The sequence below is a fragment of the Microcystis sp. M20BS1 genome (assembly GCF_020245305.1).
GTDB classification, from domain to species: Bacteria; Cyanobacteriota; Cyanobacteriia; order Cyanobacteriales; family Microcystaceae; genus Microcystis; species Microcystis ichthyoblabe_A.
Map to the genome: position 1 here is coordinate 1 of NZ_JADBUZ010000227.1, position 24,059 is coordinate 24,059.

General features: G+C 41.9%; 20 protein-coding genes and 1 tRNA gene. 14 read left to right on the forward strand and 7 right to left on the reverse strand.

The window, feature by feature from the left end; all coding sequences use genetic code 11:
* Nucleotides 1-160 precede the first annotated feature (160 nt).
* Nucleotides 161-295: a hypothetical protein gene (locus IM507_RS21455; RefSeq protein ID WP_255527470.1), complete on the reverse strand. Its 135-nt coding sequence runs from the start codon at nucleotides 293-295 to the stop codon at nucleotides 161-163.
* A 63-nt stretch (nucleotides 296-358) separates the two neighbouring features.
* A complete protein-coding gene (locus IM507_RS21460; RefSeq protein ID WP_002738338.1) occupies nucleotides 359-2,656 on the reverse strand; it encodes a RelA/SpoT family protein in 2,298 nt (765 codons plus the stop codon).
* A gap of 225 nt (nucleotides 2,657-2,881) precedes the next feature.
* Here IM507_RS21460 and patD point away from each other — a divergent pair, with 225 nt between their 5' ends.
* The 6 genes from patD (at nucleotide 2,882) to IM507_RS21490 (ending at nucleotide 9,384) form a co-directional block, all read left to right on the forward strand.
* Nucleotides 2,882-3,238: a heterocyst frequency control protein PatD gene (gene patD / locus IM507_RS21465; protein ID WP_002739345.1), complete on the forward strand. Its 357-nt coding sequence runs from the start codon at nucleotides 2,882-2,884 to the stop codon at nucleotides 3,236-3,238.
* A gap of 355 nt (nucleotides 3,239-3,593) precedes the next feature.
* Complete coding sequence (locus IM507_RS21470; RefSeq protein ID WP_287637717.1) at nucleotides 3,594-5,219, forward strand: dipeptide ABC transporter ATP-binding protein; 1,626 nt, start codon at nucleotides 3,594-3,596, stop codon at nucleotides 5,217-5,219.
* Nucleotides 5,220-5,274: 55 nt separating this feature from the next.
* Complete coding sequence (locus tag IM507_RS21475; protein ID WP_002738900.1) at nucleotides 5,275-5,520, forward strand: hypothetical protein; 246 nt, start codon at nucleotides 5,275-5,277, stop codon at nucleotides 5,518-5,520.
* Nucleotides 5,514-7,649 (forward strand): glycosyltransferase, encoded by a 2,136-nt coding sequence (locus IM507_RS21480; protein WP_042791020.1) that lies wholly within the window; start codon nucleotides 5,514-5,516, stop codon nucleotides 7,647-7,649. Before IM507_RS21475 ends, IM507_RS21480 begins: the two co-directional genes overlap by 7 nt.
* 231 nt (nucleotides 7,650-7,880) lie before the next feature.
* On the forward strand, nucleotides 7,881-8,846 hold the full coding sequence (locus IM507_RS21485) for a M48 family metallopeptidase (RefSeq protein WP_002738372.1): 966 nt from the start codon (nucleotides 7,881-7,883) through the stop codon (nucleotides 8,844-8,846).
* A gap of 271 nt (nucleotides 8,847-9,117) precedes the next feature.
* A complete protein-coding gene (locus tag IM507_RS21490) occupies nucleotides 9,118-9,384 on the forward strand; it encodes a DUF6761 family protein (RefSeq protein WP_002739044.1) in 267 nt (88 codons plus the stop codon).
* A gap of 145 nt (nucleotides 9,385-9,529) precedes the next feature.
* On the opposite strand, the gene dacB is transcribed toward IM507_RS21490, so the two are convergent.
* Nucleotides 9,530-10,420 carry a D-alanyl-D-alanine carboxypeptidase/D-alanyl-D-alanine endopeptidase gene (dacB, locus tag IM507_RS21495; RefSeq protein WP_002778261.1) on the reverse strand — a complete coding sequence of 297 codons (891 nt, stop codon included), beginning with the start codon at nucleotides 10,418-10,420 and terminating at the stop codon, nucleotides 9,530-9,532.
* 263 nt (nucleotides 10,421-10,683) lie between these two features.
* On the opposite strand from dacB, the gene IM507_RS21500 reads away from it, so the two are divergent.
* On the forward strand, nucleotides 10,684-11,634 hold the full coding sequence (locus tag IM507_RS21500) for an ABC transporter ATP-binding protein (protein WP_287637718.1): 951 nt from the start codon (nucleotides 10,684-10,686) through the stop codon (nucleotides 11,632-11,634).
* Between the two features lie 48 nt (nucleotides 11,635-11,682).
* Here the strand turns inward: IM507_RS21500 and IM507_RS21505 are convergent, their stop codons facing one another.
* Entirely contained in the window at nucleotides 11,683-12,336 is a 654-nt protein-coding gene (locus IM507_RS21505; protein WP_024969491.1) for a Uma2 family endonuclease, read from the reverse strand.
* 224 nt (nucleotides 12,337-12,560) lie between these two features.
* Here IM507_RS21505 and IM507_RS21510 point away from each other — a divergent pair, with 224 nt between their 5' ends.
* The 6 genes from IM507_RS21510 (at nucleotide 12,561) to IM507_RS21535 (ending at nucleotide 18,026) form a co-directional block, all read left to right on the forward strand.
* The gene (locus tag IM507_RS21510) at nucleotides 12,561-13,754 is read left to right on the forward strand and encodes a lipase family protein (protein ID WP_287637719.1); all 1,194 of its coding nucleotides are present in this window, start codon (nucleotides 12,561-12,563) and stop codon (nucleotides 13,752-13,754) included.
* Nucleotides 13,755-13,796: 42 nt separating this feature from the next.
* Nucleotides 13,797-14,567, forward strand: coding sequence for an HAD family hydrolase (locus tag IM507_RS21515; protein ID WP_287637720.1), 771 nt, complete (start codon nucleotides 13,797-13,799; stop codon nucleotides 14,565-14,567).
* A gap of 134 nt (nucleotides 14,568-14,701) precedes the next feature.
* Nucleotides 14,702-15,289, forward strand: a complete 588-nt coding sequence (locus IM507_RS21520) for a Panacea domain-containing protein (RefSeq protein ID WP_042791022.1) — start codon at nucleotides 14,702-14,704, stop codon at nucleotides 15,287-15,289.
* The gene (locus IM507_RS21525; protein WP_002738925.1) at nucleotides 15,261-15,638 is read left to right on the forward strand and encodes a hypothetical protein; all 378 of its coding nucleotides are present in this window, start codon (nucleotides 15,261-15,263) and stop codon (nucleotides 15,636-15,638) included. The genes IM507_RS21520 and IM507_RS21525 overlap by 29 nt, the downstream gene beginning before the upstream one ends.
* Before the next feature lie 105 nt (nucleotides 15,639-15,743).
* Nucleotides 15,744-17,102, forward strand: a complete 1,359-nt coding sequence (trxB, locus tag IM507_RS21530) for a thioredoxin-disulfide reductase (RefSeq protein WP_287637721.1) — start codon at nucleotides 15,744-15,746, stop codon at nucleotides 17,100-17,102.
* A 93-nt stretch (nucleotides 17,103-17,195) separates the two neighbouring features.
* On the forward strand, nucleotides 17,196-18,026 hold the full coding sequence (locus IM507_RS21535) for a metal ABC transporter permease (RefSeq protein ID WP_016516149.1): 831 nt from the start codon (nucleotides 17,196-17,198) through the stop codon (nucleotides 18,024-18,026).
* Between the two features lie 246 nt (nucleotides 18,027-18,272).
* Here the strand turns inward: IM507_RS21535 and IM507_RS21540 are convergent, their stop codons facing one another.
* Both IM507_RS21540 and surE read right to left on the reverse strand, forming a co-directional pair.
* Complete coding sequence (locus IM507_RS21540; RefSeq protein WP_287637722.1) at nucleotides 18,273-18,854, reverse strand: DUF3727 domain-containing protein; 582 nt, start codon at nucleotides 18,852-18,854, stop codon at nucleotides 18,273-18,275.
* A gap of 47 nt (nucleotides 18,855-18,901) precedes the next feature.
* Entirely contained in the window at nucleotides 18,902-19,714 is an 813-nt protein-coding gene (gene surE, locus IM507_RS21545) for a 5'/3'-nucleotidase SurE (RefSeq protein WP_002738710.1), read from the reverse strand.
* A 57-nt stretch (nucleotides 19,715-19,771) separates the two neighbouring features.
* Between surE and IM507_RS21550 the strand changes: the two genes are divergently transcribed.
* Nucleotides 19,772-19,844, forward strand: a tRNA-Arg gene (locus tag IM507_RS21550).
* 438 nt (nucleotides 19,845-20,282) lie between these two features.
* Here the strand turns inward: IM507_RS21550 and IM507_RS21555 are convergent.
* Nucleotides 20,283-23,699 (reverse strand): Eco57I restriction-modification methylase domain-containing protein, encoded by a 3,417-nt coding sequence (locus tag IM507_RS21555; RefSeq protein WP_287637723.1) that lies wholly within the window; start codon nucleotides 23,697-23,699, stop codon nucleotides 20,283-20,285.
* Nucleotides 23,700-24,059: the final 360 nt, after the last annotated feature.

A 24,059-nucleotide genomic window follows, 5' to 3' on the forward strand; every position in this document is an offset into this window, starting at 1 on the left:
TAATACAGTGAGTTCTTTTCTTCTTCCGTGAATTCTAGGTTAATCATGTTTTTAATGAGTGCTTTGCTTCTAATTATGACTCTTGAACTATATTATTGTCTTTGAGTAAAAAATGCAAGTTATAACCGTGCAAAGTATAATCAGGGCAACCACCAGAAAACTAATCAGAAAACTGATGACTGAGAGTGGGGATAATAACATAGGGATTTTTGCGCTCAGATTCATTATCGATCCTACGCTGTTCGGTGACAAAAAGTGCAGATATTGCCCTCGTGGTTTTAGTCAGTGTCAGCATCGCACTTCAACAGCTAAGGCGCTCTGAAGTTTGGGGGATATTAGCAGAAATTTTAGGTTTAACTTACTCTCGATCGCTTTTTACCTGACTGATGCGACGAACGTTTAAAACATCGCTCATCAGCTTAATTTGAGTAACACAGCGTTCAAATTGTTGCAGGTCTTTTACTTCAATTTTCAGGGAAATTAAAGCGGGTTTACCGAAATTAGTCTTAACTCCGGCATTGCGAACGTTAATATTTTGGTCACTTAAACGAGAGAGAATATCTTTTAAAACCCCGACGCGATCAATCACTTCAATCTGAATATTTACCGGATAAGTTTGATAACGTCCCTGGTCATCTATAGGGTTCCAACTAACAGGAATTAAGCGTTCAGCTTCGGCTTTTTCCACATTCGAGCAGCCCTGACGGTGAATAACAATACCTTCCCCCGCATGGGCAACTATACCAGTAATATTTTCTCCGGGTAAAGGACAACAACAACCAGCCAAACGATAGACTAATCCCTCCACACCGGCGATCGGTGATTTACTGACGGGTAAAGCCCTTTGAACGGGAGAAGGTGGTAGAATCAATTGGGAATCAGTTAGGACATCGGGCGGATTTTTGACCGTTAAAATTTCCTGTTGATTTTTAACTGTTTCTTGCAGACGATTAACCACATTTTTTAGGGTAACTTCGCCGTAACCCAAAGCCGCCAATAAATCCTCTACTGCCACATAATTGCACTGTTTAGCCACCGATTGCATTCGTTCCGATTTCAGCAGGGCATCGAAGCCAGTTTTACCTAATTCTTTCTCTAATAAATCACGACCTCGGCTAATATTTTCTTCTCGTCGTGATTTTTTGTACCATTGCCGGATGCGATTTCTGGCGCTAGGAGTAACGACAAAATTTAACCAATCTAAACTAGGGTGACTATTTTTGCTGGTGAGAATTTCCACCAGATCACCATTTTGCAAGGGAGCATCAAGAACTGACCATTTACCATTAATTCTTGCCCCTTTCATCTGATTACCTACTTCGCTATGAATATGATAGGCAAAATCTACCGGTGTCGCGCCTTGGGCTAGGGCCACCACATCACCTTTGGGGGTGAAAACATAGATATCTTCTTCAAAGAAATTATTTTTTAGGCCATCCATGTATTCTTGGCCATCTTTAAGGTCTTTTTGCCAGTCGAGCAGATTACGCAGCCAAGCGAATTTTTCATCCTCGGCGGTTAAAGTTGTCTGACTAGAACCAGTTTCTTTATACTTCCAATGGGCTGCAATACCGTATTCAGCAACATGGTGCATTTCTAGGGTGCGAATCTGCACTTCTAGGGGACGGGCATTTAAACCAACAACGGTGGTATGGAGGGATTGATAACGGTTAGCTTTTGGTAAACCGATATAGTCTTTAAAACGGTTGGGAATCGGAGTAAATTGGTCGTGAACTACGGCTAAACAACGATAACATTCCTCTTTAGTTTCGACGATAATGCGGACGGCGGCGATATCATAAATCTGCTCGAATTCTTTACCCTGATTGTGCATTTTATGATAGATGCCGTAGAGATGTTTGGGGCGACCCTGTAAATCAAGAACTTTTATGCCAATTTCTTGCAATTTTTCCCGCAATGTGTTAACAACTGTTTCGATGCGGGACTCTCGATCGATACGTTTTTCCGATACCAATAACTGTACGGTGCGATAAGCATCGGGTTCGAGGTATTTAAAGCATAAATCCTCTAATTCCCATTTAAATCGCCCAATCCCTAAACGGTTAGCCAGAGGAGCAAAGATTTCTCTAGTTTCGAGGGCGATGCGTTGCTGCTGTTGCGGGTTGAGGTGTTCGAGGGTTTGCATATTGTGCAGGCGATCGGCTAATTTGACCACGATGACGCGGATATCTTGAGCCATCGCCAGGAACATTCGGCGAAAATTCTCCGCTTGCCGTTCAGTTTTGCTAGAAAAGTTGAATTTGGAGAGTTTTGTCACCGCTTCCACCAAATTACGCACCTCAACACCGAATCTAGCCTCGATTTCTTCGGGGGTGACTTCCGTATCTTCCACCACATCGTGAAGGAATCCCGCCGCGATCATTGCCCCATCACCCCCCAGATCCCGCAGTAATCCCGCTACAGCTATGGGATGGGCGATATAGGGTTCCCCGGATTTGCGATACTGGCCCTCGTGGAGTTTGTAGGCGAAATTAAAGGCCCGACAGATTAAATCGCTATCGGGATTCTGGGGGTCGTTTTCGTAGGTAATTAGGCATTCTTGCAGCCAATCGGGTAAAACTAACGCTTTTTTCGGTTCCGTGGCTCGGGGAAGGGCGGTGAGGGTTTCTGGTTGGGTGGCAGTGATGGCGTTCATGGTTGGATCGGGGGGATAATAGGGGTGGTGGAGACGGATAACTAGAAAATTATTAGGCCGAAGGGATGCCAGATTACTTAACTCTCTAACACTGGCATCGGATCGATCGGCGAAAAGGATGCGATTCTTTTAAGTTTTTGTCTCTGGTTGAGAGGAGAGAGGACTTGCAACCGTGACGGCAAATCGTTAATCTTATGTAACAAATTCTAACGCGCTTTGTATTGGATGCTACCGACAAATTACCATCAAGCCTACAAATCTTTGTTAAGAAAACTGGAGGATTTCAGTCTTGCCCTTCTGGATGGGGATGCTTCCACGGGGTTACAATCTTTTCAAGCTTTACAAACCTGTCTAGAAGGGGAGATATTGTCACTAAATGATGACAATTTCAGCCCCGAGGTGGCTAATCGTTGGCGCACAGTCCAGACGGAACTATATCGATCGTGGCGATTGCTGGAGACGGATTGGTTATTTTTGGCCTCGGCCCGGCAAGGACGGGAGAAACGTTTACAGATAATTAGCGAGCGAGTGGCGACTTTAAAGGGGTATTGTCGGCTTTTGTTAGGGGCAGTTGTCGATTAGTGATTAAATGCTCGATCGCCGTTTGTGTGGCATACTTGACCCTAAGTAGGTAGGCGTTAAAAATTATCAGATGCCCCCCTTATCAAGGGGGATCCCCCCGCCTATCGGCACCCCCCTTATCAAGGGGGGCAGGGGGGATCGGCACCCCCCTTATCAAGGGGGATCCCCCGCCTATCGGCACCCCCCTTATCAAGGGGGGCAGGGGGGATCGGCACCCCCCTTATCAAGGGGGATCCCCCCGCCTATCGGCACCCCCCTTATCAAGGGGGGCAGGGGGGATCAGAGGCAAAATCTATCTTCGATTTAATTATAACTACTTACTTAAGTCCTAACTTTTATCGTTACCGATCGCCTCATGTTGGAAATTAAAAACCTAAAAATTGCCTACCCGACCGAATTAAGTTCTCCCTCCTGGGCGATCGATGGGGTATCTTTGAGTATAGGCAAAGGGGAAACTCTGGGATTAGTGGGTGAATCTGGTTGTGGAAAATCGACCATCGGTAAGGCTATTTTAAGGTTATTACCCAATCGCACTCACGTGGAAGGTGAGATTACCTTTGAAGGGCGATCGCTTTTATCTTTATCTAGCAAACAGTTGGAAAAGTTTCGCGGGGAAGCAGTGGGATTAGTCTTTCAAGATCCGATGACGCGACTGGATCCGCTGATGACTATTGGCGATCATTGTGTGGAAACTTTGCAAGCTCATCGACGAAATTTAACCTATCGTCAAGCTAAAAGTCAAGCTTGTACTGTCCTAGAAAAAGTAAAAATTCCCGCTAATCGTTGGTCCCAATATCCTCACGAATTTAGCGGGGGAATGCGGCAAAGAGTGGCCATTGCTTTAGCTTTATTATTAAACCCTAAGTTAATTATTGCCGATGAACCCACCACCAGTTTAGATGTGACGGTTTCGGCGGAAATTCTGCGGGAATTAAAGCGTTTATGTAGCGAGGAACAGATGGGATTATTGTTAATTTCCCATGATTTAGCGCTGGTGGGAGAATATTGCGATCGATTAGCCGTGATGAAGGGGGGCAAAATTGTCGAATCGGGAGCGGTAAAAACAGTTTTTAATACACCTGAACACCCCTACACCCGTTCTCTTTTAGCCGCCGCTTTACACCTACAGTTACGCGAGGAAAAATCAACAGCAATTAAAGGCAAAGAAACGGTGTTAAAGGTGGATAATTTAAAACAGTATTATACCCTAGAAGGTAACTTTTTAGATGGTTTTTTCAAAAAAGAAAAGAAATTTATTAAAGCGGTGGATGAAGTCAACTTTGAACTGTATCGAGGGGAAATATTCGGTTTAGTTGGGGAGTCGGGGTGTGGGAAAAGTACCCTATCGCGAACCCTATTACAGTTAATTAAACCCACCGGGGGAAAAGTGGAATTTTTAGGAGAAGATTTAACCCCTTTATCGGGGGAAAAAATGCGTCCCAAACGACGCTTAATGCAGATGATTTTTCAGGATCCCCTCGCTTGTCTCAATCCTCTAATGACGGTGGGAGAAAGTATCGCCGATCCGCTTTTTATCCATCAAAAAGTTAATCTAGAAACGGCTAAAAAACAGGTTTTAGAAATGTTAGATCGAGTCGGTTTAACACCGGTAGAGGAATTTTATCGACGCTATCCTAAGGAGTTATCGGGAGGACAACAGCAAAGGGTAGCCATTGCTCGCGCTTTAATTACTCGTCCAGAATTAGTTATTTGTGATGAACCGGTTAGTATGCTCGATGCTAGTGTCCAGACACAGGTTTTAGAGTTAATGTTAGAGTTACAAAAGTTATTTAATCTAACTTATTTATTTATAACTCATGATCTTTGGTTAGCGAGATTCCTCTGCGATCGAATTGCGGTGATGACTGCGGGTAAAATAGTTGAAATGGGTGACACTGAACAGATTTTTAGCCATCCCCAACACCCCTACACCCAAAAATTAATCGCCGCAGCCCCGAGAATTTATCCCGACAGCAACTAAAATCGCTCTAGGGGTTTATAATTGTTATTGTCTAGATATGGTTAGGAAAGACAAAATGGCCAGACAACTTCAGATAACTCTCCCTGAAGATACCATGCAACTTCTCGATCGATGGTTGGCGAGTAGTGATTATCCTGAAAAAGAATATAATAATTTAATTAATGAAGCGATTAAATTATATATTATGGAACCACAGAGAAACTACCTCAAGCAACAATTAAAGGAAGGAGCTATTGTTAGAGCAGAAAGAGATTTAAATTTAGCACAAGATTGGTTTTCTCCAGAGGAGTATTTATGGTAATAATGATTATTTTCAAAGTTAAAAAACTGCTCAAAAAATTTGTCTTTAGTCTCCAGGAGGAAGGATGGAAACCAGCACTGAAAAAGACGAAACGAAAAATTATCAAAATTCTCACAGGAAAGAGTTCCTCTGAATTTGAAGAACAGGTGATCGAAAGTGCTAAACTAGCTGAACCCCGACCCCTAGAAATTGCCAGTAGTGATGATCCTTTAGTCTCGATTATTATTCCTGCTTATAACCAATTTGCCTACACCTTTAACTGTTTGGAATCCTTGAGTGTTAACTTAAGTTCTGATTTAGCTTATGAAATAATCATTGTTAATGATGCTTCCACTGATGACACCTTAGAACAATTAGCCACTTTAGTTAAAGGAATTAAAGTATTAACTAATGCAGAGAACTCTGGTTTTATTCGTTCCTGTAATTATGGAGCTAGTCAAGCAAAAGGTCAATACCTATATTTTCTCAATAACGACACTCGTATTCTGGAAAATTGTCTAGAAAGTTTATTAAAATTAATTGTCAATAATCCCCAAGTTGGTGCGGTGGGTTCTAAGTTAATTTATGCTAATAGTAAACAACAAGAAGCGGGGGGAATTATCTGGAATTCTGCCGATGGTTGGAATTATGGACGCTTAGATAGTCCCGATGAACCAGAATATAATTATGTGCGTCCCGTGGACTATTGTTCGGGGGCCAGTTTATTAGTTCCTACGGAATTATTTAAGCAATTGGGTGGTTTTTCTCAAGACTTTATCCCCGCATATTATGAAGATACAGACTTATGTTTTGCCATCCGAGAATTGGGTTATCAAGTCCTCTATCAACCCCAATCTAACGTTATTCACTACGAAGGAATCACCTCGGGAACAGACCTTTCCAGTGGGATCAAACAATATCAAGTTATTAATCAAACTAAGTTTCGAGAAAAATGGTCAAAGGTATTAACTAAACACCTAGATAACGATGCTAATAATGTACCGAAAGCTGCCCGACGTTTACAAGGAAACCCGACAATTTTAGTCATTGACTCCTACGTTCCACTATACGATCGAGAATCCGGCTGTGTGCGTTTATTAAATATTCTTAAGCTACTGCTCAATTTAGGCTATTCAGTGATTTTCTTTCCCGATAATGGCTATCCTGAACAACCCTATACTTCCGTCCTGCAACAGCTGGGAATTGAAGTTATTTATGGCACAGCGCAAAGATATAATCTAGAAGAAAAATTAATCAAATATTTACCTCTGATCGATGGAGTTTGGTTGTGTCGTCCCGAATTGTGCGATAAGTATATGGACTTAATTCGCTTAAAAACAAAAGTGCCAATTATTTATGATACAATTGACCTGCATTTTCTGCGTTTAAAACGGCAAAAAGACTATCTCGATCCCAATTATCAAAATACTAGCTGGAGTTGGGAAACCTATCAGAAATTAGAGTTAAACTATGCTAATCAAGCGGAAGCAACCGTGGTAGTAACGGAAGACGAAAAGCAGGTTTTATCCTCTTTAGGAGTGAAAAATGTTTGGGTAATCCCCAATATCCATGAAGAAATTTCCCTGTCAGAAAAAGTTGCTTTTGACCAGCGATCGGGTTTAGTATTTATTGGTAGCTACAATCACCCTCCTAATATTGATGCAGTTAAGTGGTTATGTTTAGAAATTATGCCCTTAGTTTGGGCATCCCGTCCCGATATTACCGTTAATTTATTGGGAAGTAACCTCAAGGATGAAGTAAAAGAATTAGCCAGTGATCAAGTAGTTGTCACCGGTTATGTTCCCGAAGTAGAACCCTATTTTCAAAAGAGTCGTATTTTTGTTGCTCCCCTGCGATTTGGTGCGGGAATGAAGGGTAAAATAGGTCAAAGTCTTTCCCTAGGATTACCCACTATTACCACAAGAATTGGTGCCGAAGGTATGGGATTAATTGACCACCAGGATGTTTTAATTGCCGATACTGCCGAGGAATTTGCCCAAGCAGTGATCGAACTCTATGATAATAGGGAATTGTGGCAAAAACTCGCTGATAATTCCCTAGAAACTATTAAGAGATACCAACCCGCTACCGTGCAAACTAACCTACAAGCTTTGTTATCTAATCTAGGAATTATTGCTAAGGATAGTTAACAAGAAAAAAGCTCATTTCTCCCACAGGTCTATTCTATGTCACCAAAATCAACTCTAGAATCAGCAATTTTGCAGAGTTAAAAACCTATTGAGAAAGTCGGAGTTCTCTAGAAGTAGTTCCCGACTATAACCCCCTCACTTCTCTCGAAAAATTTGGCAAGAAAAACTCAAAAACTTGGCAATTAATACCCGTTTATTTCTGATTAACGACTCCTTTCTCCTTGAAAAAATATGCCAACTTATCCTGATATCTCCAGTCAAGCTTTTAAACATCCCCTAGATCAGCAAGCTGAACAGGCCTTAAGATCAGTTCCGGGGTTTGATTTATTAGCGAAAAGTTTTTCCGAATATCTCTATGAACGTCCCCAACAAATTTTATTAATGGGCAATGATTTAAAAGTTGGTCCTCGTCAATACGCCACTTTATACGGCATCTATCGCGAATGTCTGCGGGATTTGGATATGTTCCCAGAACCGAATCTTTATGTCAGTCAAAACCCTTTAGCCAATGCCTATTCTTTGGGTTCAGAACATCCCTATATAGTCTTTAATACTGCTCTTTTAGACCTCTTAGATGAAGAAGAAATTCGAGTAATTCTTGCCCACGAATTAGGTCATTTAAAATGCGATCATAGTATTTTAATTCAAATGTCTTTTTGGGTGATGGGGGCGGCTAATTTTCTTGGGGACATCACTTTAGGACTAGGAAAAGCCATTACTACTGGTCTAGTTTATGCCTTTTATGAATGGCGCAGAAAAGCCGAATTATCAGCAGACAGAGCGGCTTTATTAGTTACCGATGATTTAAATTTAGTCTTGAGAACTTTAATGAAATGTGCAGGAGGAAGCCAAAAATATCTGCATGAATGCAACTTAGAAGAATTTATTCGCCAAGGAGAAGCCTATCGACAATTAGACCAAGATAACTTAAACCAGATTTATAAATTTATCATTTATAATGGTGGGAATGGTTCCTTTTTAACTCATCCTTTTTCCGTGGAAAGAATCCAGTATCTACAGCAATGGTTTAACTCGGAATCCTATCGTCAAATTCGCCAGGGAAACTATGCCCAAATAGGGGTAAAAAGCTCAATTAATGTTGATGCTAATGATAGCGAAAGCGAAAGATTGCAGCGACAAATAGCAGAACTACAAGCACAAATTGAACGGGCAAAAAGACAAAGAAACCGTGAATAATCTATACGAAGGCAAAAGGCAAAAGGCAAAAGGCAGCTTTGTTCTCCCCACACCCCAAACCCTACACCCCACACCCCACACCCTACACCCTACACCCCAAACCCCACACCCCACACCCCACACCCCACACCCTTTACTGATCACTGAAAATTCCCTCGCCTGTGTTTTGCCGATTTGGTGGGTACAATAGAGATATCGGGGACCGAAGCAATTCTCCCTACGATGATCCATAAACACTTACCCCCACTCTCTTTTTTTTGTTCTACTGCCCATGCTCCAAGATACCCAATCCATTCGTTACTATCAAAGACTAACCGATGACATGGTGGATCTTTGGCACCGTGGCTCGCGTTTTGATGAGATCCGGCTATACGTTGAAGGCTATTTAGCCTGTTTACGCGATTCTAGTTCCATAGAACCCTATCTGATTCATCGTCTCGAAGAAGAAATATTTCGTTTTCTGCGAGATCCTTCTAATTTTGAATATCTCTCCCCCCAAACCCAAACCCAAACTGAAGCAGATTATGGCTATTATTAACCCCATCTCGGGTTAAGGGAATTTGGCCATCAGTTCCGCAAAAAAAATCGGATTGACTCGCGAGAATCGCCCCGGGATTAGACCTCTTGCATAGAGAAGAATTCAGGAGTTAGGAGTCGGGAGACAGGGGATTTTTAGCAGATGTCTACTGAGCTTGACAGGAACGAGATTCGGTCATCTGTAGAACAATAGTATCGATCGCTTTCACCAGAGCCTGTCCGGAAACCCGTTGATTATTAACGATAATGCTAAATAACATCGGTCCTTGCTGGGGGTTTTCTAGATAACCCGATAGGGCCCGCACACCGGTGAGAGTGCCAGTTTTAGCGTAAACTGTGCCAGTAGCGGCCGTCTGACGCATTCGGTTTCTCAGGGTGCCACTAATTCCCGCTACCGGTAAGGAAGCATAGAAAGTATCGCGATTAGGAGAATAATACATCACCCGCAAAATTTCCACGATCGAGCGGGGAGTAGCATTATTACGGCGGGATAATCCCGAACCATCAGCTAAACGAAAACCACTGGGATCGATGCCCAATTGTGCCAAGATGGCAGTAACACTTTTAGAACCGCCGATAAAGCGAAAAAGAGTGTCAGCGTAGAAATTATTACTTCTCTGATTAGTGATATTCACCCAATCGCGCAGGGATTTTTTTTGAATTGTCGTTTCCGGGTTCATCGCTTGTAAAGCGGCAGCCGTGGTAAATAACTTTGTATTAGAAGCAGGGATAAAATAGCGATCGGCGTTATGACTATAAATAACCGTTTGGCGATCGATAGATTCGATTAATATACCCCACTGATTGGGAGCTTGACTGATAATTTTATCGATATTTGCCCCAATCAATTGAGTACAGGTATTATTATTGGTGTTATTGTTTTCTGGCGGGGGAACGTATAATTCGATGGATTCGTTCGACGAGGAAGGAGCGGGATAAACAGACAGATTAACTTGAGCGATGCTGGGGTAAGCCAAGGCGATAGTGGCTACACTGGCCACTGTCAGGGAATTAAGGCAATTGAGGAGTTGTTTCATGCTGTGTTTGTGTAAGCGTTCGCACTATTGTACCAGTTGCCGCTCAAGTGTCAACGTTACCTGTCTAACAGATTTTAGCGGCTAATGCACACCAATGCCAGAGAAGAAAGCTGGCAATAGCCCAGAACTGCACTGATACCGCTTCTCAACACCAGTTGGAATTTTTCTGGGTTCCAAAACTGGGCTATTTTGATACTGTTGACATTGCTGCTGACAATTGGGGAATAATAAAAGCAAAGTCTAGGAGAGATGATTCCAAAACAATGACGAATACCAGCCGTCAAAGTGTGCTAGAGACGTTAAACTTACAAAAAACTTATCGGACGGGATTCTGGTTAAATAAGAAAATCGAATCCTTGAAAAACTGTACTTTAATTGTCCATGAGGGCGAAACCTTTGGATTATTAGGCCCGAACGGGGCCGGCAAAACCACACTCTTAAAAACCCTTTTGGGGATTGTCCGACCCACTTCTGGACGGGCCTTGATTCTCGGTCAACCAATTGGCGATCGCTCGGTCAGGCAACGCATCGGCTATCTTCCTGAAAATGCCTACTACTACGACTATCTCACCGGCTGGGAATTCCTGCAATTAATCGCCAGCATTTTTCAAATTCCCTCTTCTGTGCAGAAAAAACGCATTCCTGAATTATTGGATTTAGTGGGATTAGACCGCAAAACTGCCCAGAAAAAACAATTGCGTCAATATTCTAAGGGTATGATGCAACGGATCGGCATAGCTCAAGCATTAATCAATGATCCTGAATTAGTCTTTCTCGATGAACCGATGTCGGGACTGGACCCTATCGGTCGCTATCAGGTGCGAGAAATTATTCAATCCCTCAAACAACAGGGGAAAACCATCTTTTTTAACTCTCATATTCTCTCCGATGTGGAACAAATTTGCGATCGCATTGCCCTGTTGGCCCGGGGAGAATTACTCTGTGTCGGTTCCCTCGACCAAATTCTCGGTCGTGCTGATGTCTATCAGGTGATTGTTCAAGGTGGTAGGGAGGAGCAACTACAGCAATGGCTCCTCGGTTTGCATTGGCGCGATAATTGTTGGCACGGACAATTACAGGGAGAACCCGATGCTTTTCTGGCTGCCCTGTCTAGTATGGATGTTCGCTTGATCAGTCTTAATTTAGCTCGTGCTTCCCTGGAAGAATTTTTTATCGACCAATTACGTCAGCGCGGTATTACCTCTAGTCAATAGGCACTCTCAGAGCAAATCCGTTTTTAATAGTAGCCAAGAAACATCCTCTCAGATTTGGTCGGGATTAATGCCCAATTCCCGCAGTTTATTGGCTAATCTTTCCGCTCGTTGTTTTTCAGCCTCTGCTCGTTGTTTTTCCTCGTTATAGCTGGTGAAAGCTTGTCCATCAGGATAAAAAAGCAACATTTCTGGTTCCCCCAACTGAAAACGAATGCCTAAACGGGGACTAACCCAATTATCGAGAGTTTCCAGAATTTCTAGCTGATTTTCGCCTCTTATACCGCCACTGGCATCGTTTTTATGGGGATCATAAAGATAATACTCCTCGACCCCATAACGGTCATAAAATAGCTGTTTTTTGGCCATTTCCGTGAGGGTGTTACCCGGAGAGAGGATTTCAAAAACCACCTGGGGACTAATGTTATTTTCTAGCCATTGTCGATAGGAACCTCTTTCCCCTTTTGGTCTGCCAAAAACCACCATGATATCTGGCGCTTGACGCAGTTTATTATCATTTTCCACGGGATACCAAAGTAAATCCCCCGCAACAAAGACATCAGACTGCTCGCGAAATAGCCAGTCTAAATTAGTTTTAATTGTCGTAATCCAACGAAATTGTAGGGTATTATCGGCCATGGGTTGACTATCGCTATCGGGGTAGATAATTTCAGTGACGTTAGTTTTATCTAGTTGCGAAACCATAAGACTAAGTTAAAAGTAAAAAATATAATTCTATAATAGCGGGCATTTGTATTATATAGCAATTTGTCGGCTGGTTTAACAAGGCCTAGGCCACCATCTCTTGACAAATCGCATTAATTAATTAATTATATATTACTATATCTCGCTCCATCCTGATATTTTTCTGAAGCTAGAAGGGTATATTAAGAGAGATTCCGATCACCGCTTATTGAGATAAATCTATTATGCTGATTTACTTTATTCATGGAGTGGCCACAAGAGACGCTAGTTATGCCAATAAATTAATTAAACTAATTGAAGAAGAATGTAAACGCAAAAATCAGATTATTCCCTACTGTTATGCAGGATTTTGGGGAAATGTTCTCAAAGTAACCGAAAAATTATGGCGAGATATAGACCAAGAATTACAGACACAAAAACAGAAAAATAGTAATTTTAACCCCGAGCAATCCTTTCGCTATCAAAATTTTAGAAAAGAGTATTTATCTTATTTTATCGGTGACGCATTTAGCTATTTAGGCAGCGATCGAGGAAACCAAATTCGCCGCATTATTGCCGACCAATTAATCGATCTTGTTCAAGCTTATCCCCAGGAAACCGAATTACATATAGTCGCCCATTCTTTGGGTACTGTAATCCTTTGGGATCTGTTATTTTCTGAGCGTTTTGATCCTAAAGATTCCGCTCATGAAATTCGTGATCTTATCGGTAAAGAACGGGGCAAAGTTTCCCTATCTAGTGTAACAACAATGGGTTCACCGATCCCATTTTTAAATTTAACTTTAGGCATTGATACCAATCAAATTGAAAAATTTATTAGCCAGCATCAAGGCCAGCGTTTGCGCTGGAATAATCTGATCAATTCCTCCGATATTATTGCTTATCCAATTCGTCCTCTTTTTGATTCTATAAACGATGTATCCAAGATTTTGATAAGCGATTATTATCTAGAAGCGACCAGCAATATTTTTGATTCTGTAGAAATTGCTGCCGTTGTCTTAAATTCCCTTAATGCTCATACCTATTACCTAGCATCAGATAAAGTGGCTAAAAATATCGTAGAGACAATTTATTTTAATCAGCAGGATTATAATCATGGTAATAGTTACAGTCATAACACTTGTGTTGCTCTTGCCATAGAAAGAATAGCCAAAATATCTGGGGTGACTAAAGATGTGGTAAAAATGAAACCTTTAAAAGAAAAAATATTACTAGAAGGTAAATTCAAAGATGCCAGTGGTTATATTTATTTAAGCTCAGATTTATATCGTGTGCATCATGTTTATATACAGGACAATCATCAAAATATTGTATATGCTGTATATGTGGGTTGGATTCATGTAGAGGGACTGAAAAATTCTGTCACCGAAATCATCAGACAGCTATGTTATGTCAACGATGAAGCAAAGAATAGCTAATAGCTGCGCTATACTGCCATTATTGAGATTAAACCAGCATTTATGAATCAATCCCCCCGTATTCTAGCACTCGATTTTGATGGTGTTCTTTGTGATGGCATGATCGAGTATTTTCAGATTAGCAAACGCACCTATGAAACCCTTTGGCCGGAAATAATTCCCGAGGATTTTTTCCCGAGGTTTTCGCAACTTCGTCCCGTTATCGAAACCGGTTGGGAAATGCCTTTACTGTTGCGATCGCTCGTTCTCGATATTCCCGACGAGGAAGCTTTAAATAATTGGCCGTTAATTCGACAAAATCTGCTAGAAAGGGATAAAATAGCGAAAAAAGTTCTCTCAAATGCTCTCGATGGTCTTAGGGATCAATGGATTGAGTCGGATCTAGAGTCTTGGTTAACTTTACACCGATTTTATCAACCCGCGATCGATCGCCTGGACTCTCTTTTAGACTCGGATTTTTTGGTTTATATTATCACTACAAAAGAAAGTCGTTTTGTCAAGCAATTGTTACAAAAAGTAGCAATTAATTTTCCAGAAGCGAGATTAATTGGCAAGGAAATCAAACAGCCGAAATACCTGACTATTCAGCAAATACTGGCTGATTTACCGGAATCTCCCGCTAATTTGTGGTTTGTCGAGGATCGTCTCGATGCGTTGGAGTTAGTGGAGCAACAAGCAGATTTAAACGACGTGGGCTTATATTTAGCCGATTGGGGATATAATACGGCTCAAATGCGCCAAAAAGTTGCTCAAGATACCCGTATTAAGCTTTTATCCCTATCTCAATTTGCGGCAGACTTCACCCACTGGTAAAGTCAGTAACGACAAATATTAAAACTTCGTCCATTACCCGATGAGCATTGTTAAGCTTTCTTTATACATTTGTACTAATTGTCAATTTCTTCTACAATGGTCATAGGTCGATATTCCAAAAATTTTGTGGAGCTATGATTGACTGCCTGACTGTGGCTCGCTACTTTATTATCAGAGCTTACGAGGATGGTATAGACGCTGAAATGACTAATATGAAAGTCCAAAAGCTTTTATATTATGCACAGAGCTTGCATTTGGCCCTATACGATGAACCATTGTTTAAGGAGGAAATTCAAGCATGGCGTTACGGTCCGGTTTGTCCTGCTGCTTATAAGTTCTACAGTGATTTTGAGGCTAAACAATTACCAATTCCTCGCCAAGAATCCTTGTCTGGGCTGCCATCGGAGAAAAAAGAACTTTTAGCAGAAATTTGGCAATATTTCGGTAACTACCACGCCTATAGGTTGAGTGATATGACTCACGCAGAATTTCCCTGGAAAAAGGCTCGTAAAGGTCTGCCACCAGAAGAAAGTTCCACAGAGCCAATTCTCCTTGATGATATGAAAGCATTAGGTTATCAAAAGCTTGATTTGATAGAACAGGAACATCCGGCCTACAAAGCAGCCATGTCTGAAGTTTTGAAGGAAGCATTGGCGACGGAATCTTCTCATCCTATTGGGAAAGGAGAAGTGCATGACTGGCTCAATTCCCTTCTCGATTGAATCTTCTGACAACTTCGAGCGCTCTTTCAAAAAACTGGCAAAAGTTCACAAAAATAGCTTTGTTGAACTTATTGCCAAAACTTTAGAGGATTTAATCGATGACCAATATCCCCATAACTCCCGCCAGGAACCTCTACCGGGGAAAATTCGGTTGCCGGAAGGCTGGACTTTTCACAAGCTCGATATCCGGGTTTCAAAAGGTGCTGCGGGGCAAATTAGATTAATGTATTTGGTGAGCGCGACTACCTACACAATTAAACTGGTTTGGATTTACAGCCATGAGCAGTTTGTCAAACGTCCTGCTGATGCCGATTTAAAAGCTATTATCCGAGATATTCTGGATTTTTAGGCAGAAATCTACTTCTTGGTGGGTTAGGACGCATATGACACAGATAACCAGTAACTGATTCTGCTATAATAAAAAGCGTAGTCGTTATGAGTTGCATTTACGGTTATGACTGTCGAGAATTTAGTCATTATTGGTTCGGGACCGGCGGGATATACGGCGGCGATTTATGCGGCACGTGCGAACTTAAAACCCTTGATGTTTGAGGGTTTCCAAGCGGGAGGCATTCCGGGGGGACAACTGATGACCACCACAGAAGTAGAAAATTTCCCCGGTTTTCCCGAAGGAATCACCGGTCCGAAGCTGATGGAAAGAATGAAGGAACAGGCCGAAAGATGGGGGACCCAATGTTATACCGAAGATGTTATCTCGGTGGATTTAAGTCAGCGTCCTTTTACCATTCGTTCCACGGACCGGGAAGTTAAGGCCAATAGTATTATTATCGCCACAGGAGCCACTGCCAAACGCTTAGGATTACCCAGCGAGGCCCAATTCTGGAGTAACGGCATTTCCGCTTGTGCTATCTGTGACGGTGCTACACCGATATTTAGAGAGGAAAACCTCGCTGTCATCGGTGGCGGTGACTCGGCGGCAGAAGAAGCCGTATATTTGACTAAATACGGCTCTCACGTCCATTTATTGATACGCGGGGAAGCGATGCGTGCCTCGAAAGCAATGCAGGACCGGGTGTTAAATAATCCGAAAGTTACTGTTCATTTTCACACCCAAGCACTGGATGTGTTCGGTACAGGCAGTAAAATGGAGGGATTACGCATTAAAAACTCGCAAACGGGAGAAATCAGGGAATTAGCCGTTAGAGGGTTATTTTATGCCATCGGTCACACTCCCAATACTTCCCTATTCCAAGGACAACTAGAATTAGACGAGGTGGGTTATGTGAAAGTCAAACCGGGGACTGTTGCTACCAGCGTCGAGGGGGTTTTTGCCGCCGGAGATGTGCAGGACCACGAATACCGTCAGGCAATCACTGCCGCAGGTACGGGGTGTATGGCGGCGTTATTGGCAGAAAGATGGTTATCGGAGCATAATTTAATCCAAGAATACCGTCAATCAGCCACTTCTGAACATTACGAGACGAAAACCGTTAGCGAAACCCCGGCCGATACGGAGGAAACTTTTGATATTAACAAAACCCGTCACGTTGGGGGTTATGCTTTGCGGAAATTATTCCACGACGGCGATCGCTTGTTAATGGTAAAATATGTTTCTCCCACCTGTGGCCCCTGTAAAACCCTGAAACCGATTTTAGATAAAGTGGTCGATGAGTACGATGGCAAAATTTATTTTGTGGAAATTGACATCGAAGCTGACCCGGAAATTGCCAAAATGGGTCAAGTAACTGGGACTCCCACGGTACAATTCTTTAAGGACCGGGAATTAGTCAAGGAAATGCGCGGAGTCAAACAAAAAAGCGATTTTCGTCAAGTAATTGAGAGTTATCAATAATCAGTTATCAGTTATCAGTTATCAGATGTGAGTTTTGAGTTTACTGTTTACTAAAAAAGCTCCCCACACCCCACACCCCACACCCCACACCCTATGCTAGAGGCTTTACAATTTGATTTTATGCGCCATGCGATTGCCGCAGGAATATTAGTTAGTATTGCCTGTGGGATTGTGGGTACTTTGGTAGTAGTTAATCGTGTGGTTTTTATCAGTGGGGGAATCGCTCACGCTGCCTATGGAGGGATAGGAATCGGCTATTTTTTTGGGATTAATCCCCTGGTGGGGGCGATATTTTTTACCTTTTTTTCGGCTTTAGGCATGGGGTTTTTACAGCGTCGCATCCGGGAGAGAGCTGATACTTTAATCGGGGTGATGTGGGCGATTGGTATGGCGATTGGGGTAATTTTTATTGATTTAACCCCCGGTTATAAAGCTGATTTGATGAGTTATCTTTTTGGTAGTATTTTAACTGTACCGAGGGATGATTTATGGATAATGGCGGGCATAGATATATTAATTATAGCCTTAGTTAGTATCTTTTATAAGGAGTTGTTAGCCATATCTTTTGATGAAACCTTTGCGATTATTCGCAATATTCCCGTGGAGGTAATTTATTTGGGTTTAATGGGAATAACCGCTTTAACTATTGTGGCAGTAATGCAGGTAGTAGGATTAATTATGGTAATTGCTTTGTTAACTATTCCCGCCGCTATCAGCGGACAATTTGTTAAAAATATGAAGGGAATGATGGTCCTAGCGATTATCTTAGGAATTGTCTTTACTTTGGTTGGTTTATGGTTATCCTATAGTTTAAATCTCACCTCGGGGGCGACAATTATTTTAGTGGCAGGATTGGGTTATTTAATCAGTCTTGCTTGGAAACCTTTCATCCTCACTATCACCAGAAAAATAGCTAATCTTTAAAGCTCTCCCCTAGTTGTGGTGATATAGCATTTATCTTAATAGTGAGGTATGAGGTTTTTATTTTGGGAAGACAGGAGCCGGTCGTTAATACCAAGTTAGGTTATACTTCATCTTTATGATAAACGCCGTAATTTAAAGAAAAAATACCAAATCCGTGTTAATCGCAATGATGATGAAATCCCGAAAGATATACTGTAACTAGATTTATCGATAAATTTGGTCGGCGGATTTGGTAAAATCAAGTAATTAATCGAGTTCATCAAACAAAAGTTCCTCTAGAATCGGTCCCATACCGTCATCATCGGGGGAAACTAATTCAACTTTCCCTTCCGCATCACCGACAGCTAAGAATAACAAAGGAGCAAGGGGACTGTAAATCGAGTATTTTTGGTCTTCGGAAAAGAAACTGGCGAGAAATTGCAATTCTTCCGGCTCTGATGACGAGGAAGGTTCATCGCTATCGATTTCTAAACTGAGAACATTATCTTCTTCCAGGGGAGGCAATTCACCACTAACAGTCAAGGTGTGAGCAGTGGATTTGAGCAATAGGTCTAATTCTGCTAAAACTGCCTTAGCATCGGCGAAAATCCGCTCAATTTCCTCACTATCTTCGATTAAGAAGGCATCAGATTCTTCTTCCTCCGATTCCTCATCCCAAGCTAGAATCATCACCGGGGTATCCACGGGGACAAGAAGCATATAGGTAAGGTCATCGGTTTCATAGGCATTCTCAATATAACAGTCTAGCGATCGACCTTGCTCATCCCAGAGGGTTATGACATCCGCTTCTTCGAGTTCGTTTTCTTGAAAATTAAATTGAGGGGACATAGGCTCTCAAACGCTAATGATTGAATCAGAATATCATGAGATGCTCCTCAATCAAGCCAAGAATTCCGGTGCAAATGTTGAAAACCCTGTACATCAGTTAAATTGTATTGTAGGGGCGTGATGGTGATAAAATTCTCGCCAATAGCGCGTACATCCGTAGGCACTTCCGGGGGTAAATGGCTGTAGTCCGGTTGTTCGATATCTTCCACCACTTCCCCAATTAACCAGTAATAACTTTTACCCCTGGGGTCCAGTCTTTTCTCGAAGGTTTCCTCGTAGCGTCGCAATCCCTGCCTAGTGATTTTCACTCCCTTGATTTCGGCACTACTAACCGGAGGGACGTTGACATTGAGTAAAGTGGGAACAGGAAAAGGGTTAAGGGTGACTTTTCTGACTAAAGTGAGGGCAAAATCCGCAGCCGGTTGGAAATCACAGGCTTTAAAACTGGCCAGACTAACAGCAATACTGGGAATACCTTCGATTAATCCCTCCATGGCCGCGGAAACCGTGCCAGAATAGAGGATATCAGTACCGAGATTAGACCCGTGGTTAATGCCGGCTAAAACTAAATCGGGAGGCTCTTTGAGGACGGCACTAAGGGCAAATTTTACCGAATCGGCGGGAGTTCCCGAGCAGGACCAGGCAATCACATCGGGGTGAAAAATTCCTTCCACCTGTTCGGCCCGGATGGGATGGTGTAAGGTTAAGCCATGACCGGTGGCAGAGCGCTCGCCGTCGGGACAAACTACGGTGACTTGATGACCGGCGGCAGCGAGGGTGTTGGCAAGGGTGCGGACTCCTAGCGCGGAAATACCGTCATCGTTACTGATAAGTAATTTTAAAGAGCGATCGCTAGTCATGGGAAATTTCTGCTCTACTGCGCCGGCTAGTGGTATAATGTAATGGTATTTTATCGTGGGTACGTAGCTCAGAGGATAGAGCACCAGGTTCCGGTCCTGGGTGTCGGGGGTTCGACTCCCTCCGTACTCGTTCAGTAATGTAGGGTTGATTCATGAATCAACCCTACCCTTTGGGGGTAGTAGTGCTTTTCTTGATATGTAAACTATACTCAAGGGATTGAGTATTACTTGCGATTTTATTGCTCAATCCAAGTTTTTGGGGGGTTCTACCCCCCAAACCCCCCGTTGGGGGCGTGGCGCCGCCCCCAAACCCCCCGCGCATTAGTTTTTCGGTGGGATGCTTACACGCGGCTGCTGATACATCTGTAATAATTTAAGAGGCACTCTTGCAAGTGGAGTGCTTTTCTTGATATGTAGCCTGTACTCAAGGGATTTATTCTGATTGAAGAATTGGCGTTATTTTAGCTTCTATTTTCCAGTCAAGGGACAGGTTTTGGGGTTTATGGGGTTTTAGTTCAATTTCCCCACTTCCCAATTCATAATTCATAATTCATAATTCATAATTCCCTTACAGGTTTTGATAAGCTTCGAGGGTGGCAGTTTTGACGCTTTCGGGGACGAGGGGAAAGGTACTTAATATATGTTGAAATTCTGTTGGGGTTAATTCATACAAGTGGGCGACTATTGCATCTAATTTCGCTCTAATTGCCATTCTTTCTGCTTCTTCTGTTACTCCATTTTTATGGGAACCTATCCCCACTTCTTTCGCTAATTGCTCAAATTCTTCTGTGGTACAAATCAATTTTGCCGCATTTTCTACTATCTCCTGAAAGTATTTATCTCCCTCTTTTAATCGGGGGATAGGGTTCTGATAAACATAAAATAATGATAAATGAGATGTAACTTTATCTCGGATACTTCTATCAAAAACAAAACTATTAAAAATGGATAATAGATAACATTTTTCTTTTAAACTTATAGCTACTTGCTTATCTATTTTTTCTAAACTTATTGTATTGCCACAAAATGAATTAGGAGGTAAAATTGTAGCTATCATAGTTCTAATATCCGTATTTCTAGCAACATCACGAAATCCTAAACGATAGGTTTGATAGTCCAAGATTTGACCTTTATCGACTTCACCGCGTTTTAATAAAGCTTGTCTTGCTTCCTTTTCATCTAACCAGTATTTCGGTAAAGCATACCGATGGGTGAATTGATGAATCATTTTTCCTTCGTAGAGAGGTAGTCTTCCCTTTGCGGGTTCAGTTTTAAATAAATAACTATCATTAGTCATATCAAATTCGCGAGTTAACTTGAGATTCCATGTATCGGGAAGGGTTTCTCCTAGCAGGGGAAAATGAGACATTTTTTCAGCGATATGAATATCTATATCTTGTTTAAATTCCATTACCGAGAGGGAATCGGGGGATAGTTTGCGGATTAAATCGACGCTAATTACTAAACTATCTTTATGGGGAAAACGTTGTAATTCCTCAACATCGTGACGCATAAATTCCACAGGAAAGGAAAGAGTTTGTTTATTTTTCTCAAAAGTTAGAATGACAAACTTAAAGCGACTATCTACACCTTCAAAAATTGTTTTACGATTTTCAAAACAAAATAATCCTGTCAGGTTTGTCTGAGAAAATAACATTTCCCGCAGTTGCTTGGTTCCCAAATCGGTATAAATTCCACTGGGAATAACTATTCCACATTCTCCCTGGGGATGGAGGAGATTAAAACATTGTTCAACAAAAAGCTTATAGAGATTAATATCCGTCCCTTGCTTTTTACCATTGACAATAGAGATTTGATTTTTATATTGTTCCGAGGAACGAAAATAGAGACTAACGTGGGGGTATTGACTTTGATATTCTAACCATGCTTGAGCGATTTCGGGATTAGTTAACAGTTTTTTCTGTTCCTTTTCAAACGTCTTGATGTCCATTTTATTTTTAGTCACCAAGTCGCTATGCTGAGAAAAAAATTCTTTCGCTTGGGGTTTAAAGACTTCCCAAGGGGGATTGGTGATAATCACATCAAAACCACCTTTTTCTGTAATCAGTTTATCGAAGTGATAACCCCAGTGGAAGGGTTTCAGGGACTGCATATCAGAAAGAGTTAATAAACGTTTCTTTGCTTTTCCCGTTAATTGTGCGGATTCGTACTTAATTGACAACTTACCGCTAAACTCATCTAAGAGAATTTGGTTTAATTTCTGCACCGATTCGCGGTTGACATCCTCGATGTGATTGCGTAACATCTGGAGACGGTTTTCTTGGGGGGTTCCCTCTACTTCTCCCAACCGAAAAGCGTGTTCTTTGTATAATTCAATACTGCGATTTTTTTCCGCGAGAATTGCCTGATAATTTTGCGCGGTGAGGGTTTGCAGAATGTTTTCCTCTCCCATGAGATTAAAACTTTTTTCGTCCACGCGAATTAAACCGATGAGGGAATTTCCCGACATGATATTAAAATCAATATTCGGTAAGGGTTCCAATTCTGTCACCGATTGCGCGGCAGCAACTAAAGCGAGAAATAAACGCAGTTTCGCGATTTCCGTCGCTTCCTCCATGATATCGACACCGTAGAGATTATCGGAAATAATTCTTTTTTTGATGTAATATCCGAGGGAGGGATGGGATTTTCTTACCTCTGTTAACCACTGTTTTAATTTACTGTCTCCCCGTAGTTCAATTGTCCCAATCACCGCGCTATAAATTCCGATTAATGTCTTCATCGCAGCCACTAAAAAAGCACCGGAACCACAGGCAGGGTCTAAAATAGAAAGCTGGGGAAGAATATCTTCAATCAGAAGCTGACAGAGGGGAGAATCGAGATTAATTAGTAGTTCAGAAATACTGGCAAATTGTTTGCGGGGATAATGTTGATTGCTTCTCTCGACAATCCATTTATTAATCGTCCTATCACAGAGATATTCAGTAATCTCCGGACGGGTATAGTAAGCACCGAAAGCTTTTTGGTTGATGTACTTTTCAAAGATATATCCCAAAACATCGGGGTTAATTTCGTCATCGCTTCCCCCCGGAGTGTCGTCAAGGTTCCAAGAGTAACGGGAGAATAAATCGAGGATATTCTCAAATGCTTGGTCATCAATACAAATGTTTTGATAAAGATTTTCGAGGGGATGTTGGAGAAATAATCCTCCGTTAAGATATTTGACTTTTCCCACCAATGCAGTTACTGTCTCATCTCGTTGGGATTCTGGTTTAGCGAATGCTTGAAAAAAGAGGGTTTGCAGAAACTGACGATAAAATAAATTTTTCCCGCGTCGTTGACTTGCTTGTAATTGGTTTTGCAGATAGTTGAAGTCGTTATCGATAAATCCCTTGCGCTGCAGGAAATAGACGAACATTAAACGATTGAGAATAACGGAAGTGTACCATTTTCGATCGCTTTCTCGATCGATTCCTTGGATAAAGGGGAGGAACTGTAAATGCTCTCGCTGAAATTCCTGATAAAATTTCTTGGTAATCTTTTCGATATCGAAACCTTTTTGTAAGCGATGGGCCACCTCCACCACGGAGGGTTCCCCATCTTCAAAGTCGGTGATATCGAGGACTAATTCCGCTAGTTTACCGAGAAATAAATCTCCCGGTTGTCCTTTTATATAAAGATGGTCACGGATATAACTTTTACTTCCCTCTCTTTTTACCCAGTACCATAAACTGCGTGTCCGTCCCCCATCGACGAAAATTAGCAGATTTTCGGCAATTCTTTCGATAACTTGCTGGTGAATGTCCCGACGAAGTTTCGCATCGGGTATATCGGTAGTTGTCACCTCTAATACTGCTACTCCGGACACTTCCGCAATCCGTTGACAGGGATATTCTTGGTTGTCAACGGTGATACTAACAGTTTTTTTTGCGCGAGGATGAGACCATCCCAATTCCTCGATAAACAGTTCCCCAAATTGGAAGTTAGATAATAAGTCACGAGTCCGGGAGAAGTTGAGGGGCATAATGGATAAATATCGATAAATTATGAACCAATCCAATTCGCTTCGCTGAGATTGGAGATACATTTAATATAGCAAAAGGTTTGATCCCCCTAAATCCCCCTTGATAAGGGGGACTTGAATTGGTTAGATCCCCCTAAATCCCCCTTGATAAGGGGGACTTGAATTGGTTTATATCCCCCTAAATCCCCCTTGATAAGGGGGACTTGAATTGGGTTAGATACCCCTAAATCCCCCTTGATAAGGGGGACTTGAATTGGTTTAGATCCCCCTAAATCCCCCTTGATAAGGGGGACTTGAATTGGTTTGATCCCCCTAAATCCCCCTTGATAAGGGGGACTTGAATTGGTTTGATCCCCCTAA

Excerpts from the sequence above, each read along its gene's own strand:
- IM507_RS21480 (WP_042791020.1), top strand. The coding sequence starts at position 5,514 with ATGGTAATAATGATTATTTTCAAAGTTAAAAAACTGCTCAAAAAATTT.
- IM507_RS21515 (WP_287637720.1), top strand. The coding sequence starts at position 13,797 with ATGAATCAATCCCCCCGTATTCTAGCACTCGATTTTGATGGTGTTCTT.
- IM507_RS21485 (WP_002738372.1), top strand. The coding sequence starts at position 7,881 with ATGCCAACTTATCCTGATATCTCCAGTCAAGCTTTTAAACATCCCCTA.
- IM507_RS21475 (WP_002738900.1), top strand. The coding sequence starts at position 5,275 with ATGGCCAGACAACTTCAGATAACTCTCCCTGAAGATACCATGCAACTT.
- IM507_RS21460 (WP_002738338.1), bottom strand. The coding sequence starts at position 2,656 with ATGAACGCCATCACTGCCACCCAACCAGAAACCCTCACCGCCCTTCCC.
- dacB (WP_002778261.1), bottom strand. The coding sequence starts at position 10,420 with ATGAAACAACTCCTCAATTGCCTTAATTCCCTGACAGTGGCCAGTGTA.
- IM507_RS21525 (WP_002738925.1), top strand. The coding sequence starts at position 15,261 with ATGACTGGCTCAATTCCCTTCTCGATTGAATCTTCTGACAACTTCGAG.
- IM507_RS21540 (WP_287637722.1), bottom strand. The coding sequence starts at position 18,854 with ATGTCCCCTCAATTTAATTTTCAAGAAAACGAACTCGAAGAAGCGGAT.
- IM507_RS21510 (WP_287637719.1), top strand. The coding sequence starts at position 12,561 with ATGCTGATTTACTTTATTCATGGAGTGGCCACAAGAGACGCTAGTTAT.
- IM507_RS21455 (WP_255527470.1), bottom strand. The coding sequence starts at position 295 with ATGCTGACACTGACTAAAACCACGAGGGCAATATCTGCACTTTTTGTC.
- IM507_RS21505 (WP_024969491.1), bottom strand. The coding sequence starts at position 12,336 with ATGGTTTCGCAACTAGATAAAACTAACGTCACTGAAATTATCTACCCC.
- IM507_RS21555 (WP_287637723.1), bottom strand. The coding sequence starts at position 23,699 with ATGCCCCTCAACTTCTCCCGGACTCGTGACTTATTATCTAACTTCCAA.
- IM507_RS21470 (WP_287637717.1), top strand. The coding sequence starts at position 3,594 with ATGTTGGAAATTAAAAACCTAAAAATTGCCTACCCGACCGAATTAAGT.
- IM507_RS21490 (WP_002739044.1), top strand. The coding sequence starts at position 9,118 with ATGCTCCAAGATACCCAATCCATTCGTTACTATCAAAGACTAACCGAT.
- trxB (WP_287637721.1), top strand. The coding sequence starts at position 15,744 with ATGACTGTCGAGAATTTAGTCATTATTGGTTCGGGACCGGCGGGATAT.
- IM507_RS21520 (WP_042791022.1), top strand. The coding sequence starts at position 14,702 with ATGATTGACTGCCTGACTGTGGCTCGCTACTTTATTATCAGAGCTTAC.
- IM507_RS21535 (WP_016516149.1), top strand. The coding sequence starts at position 17,196 with ATGCTAGAGGCTTTACAATTTGATTTTATGCGCCATGCGATTGCCGCA.
- IM507_RS21500 (WP_287637718.1), top strand. The coding sequence starts at position 10,684 with ATGACGAATACCAGCCGTCAAAGTGTGCTAGAGACGTTAAACTTACAA.
- patD (WP_002739345.1), top strand. The coding sequence starts at position 2,882 with ATGCTACCGACAAATTACCATCAAGCCTACAAATCTTTGTTAAGAAAA.
- surE (WP_002738710.1), bottom strand. The coding sequence starts at position 19,714 with ATGACTAGCGATCGCTCTTTAAAATTACTTATCAGTAACGATGACGGT.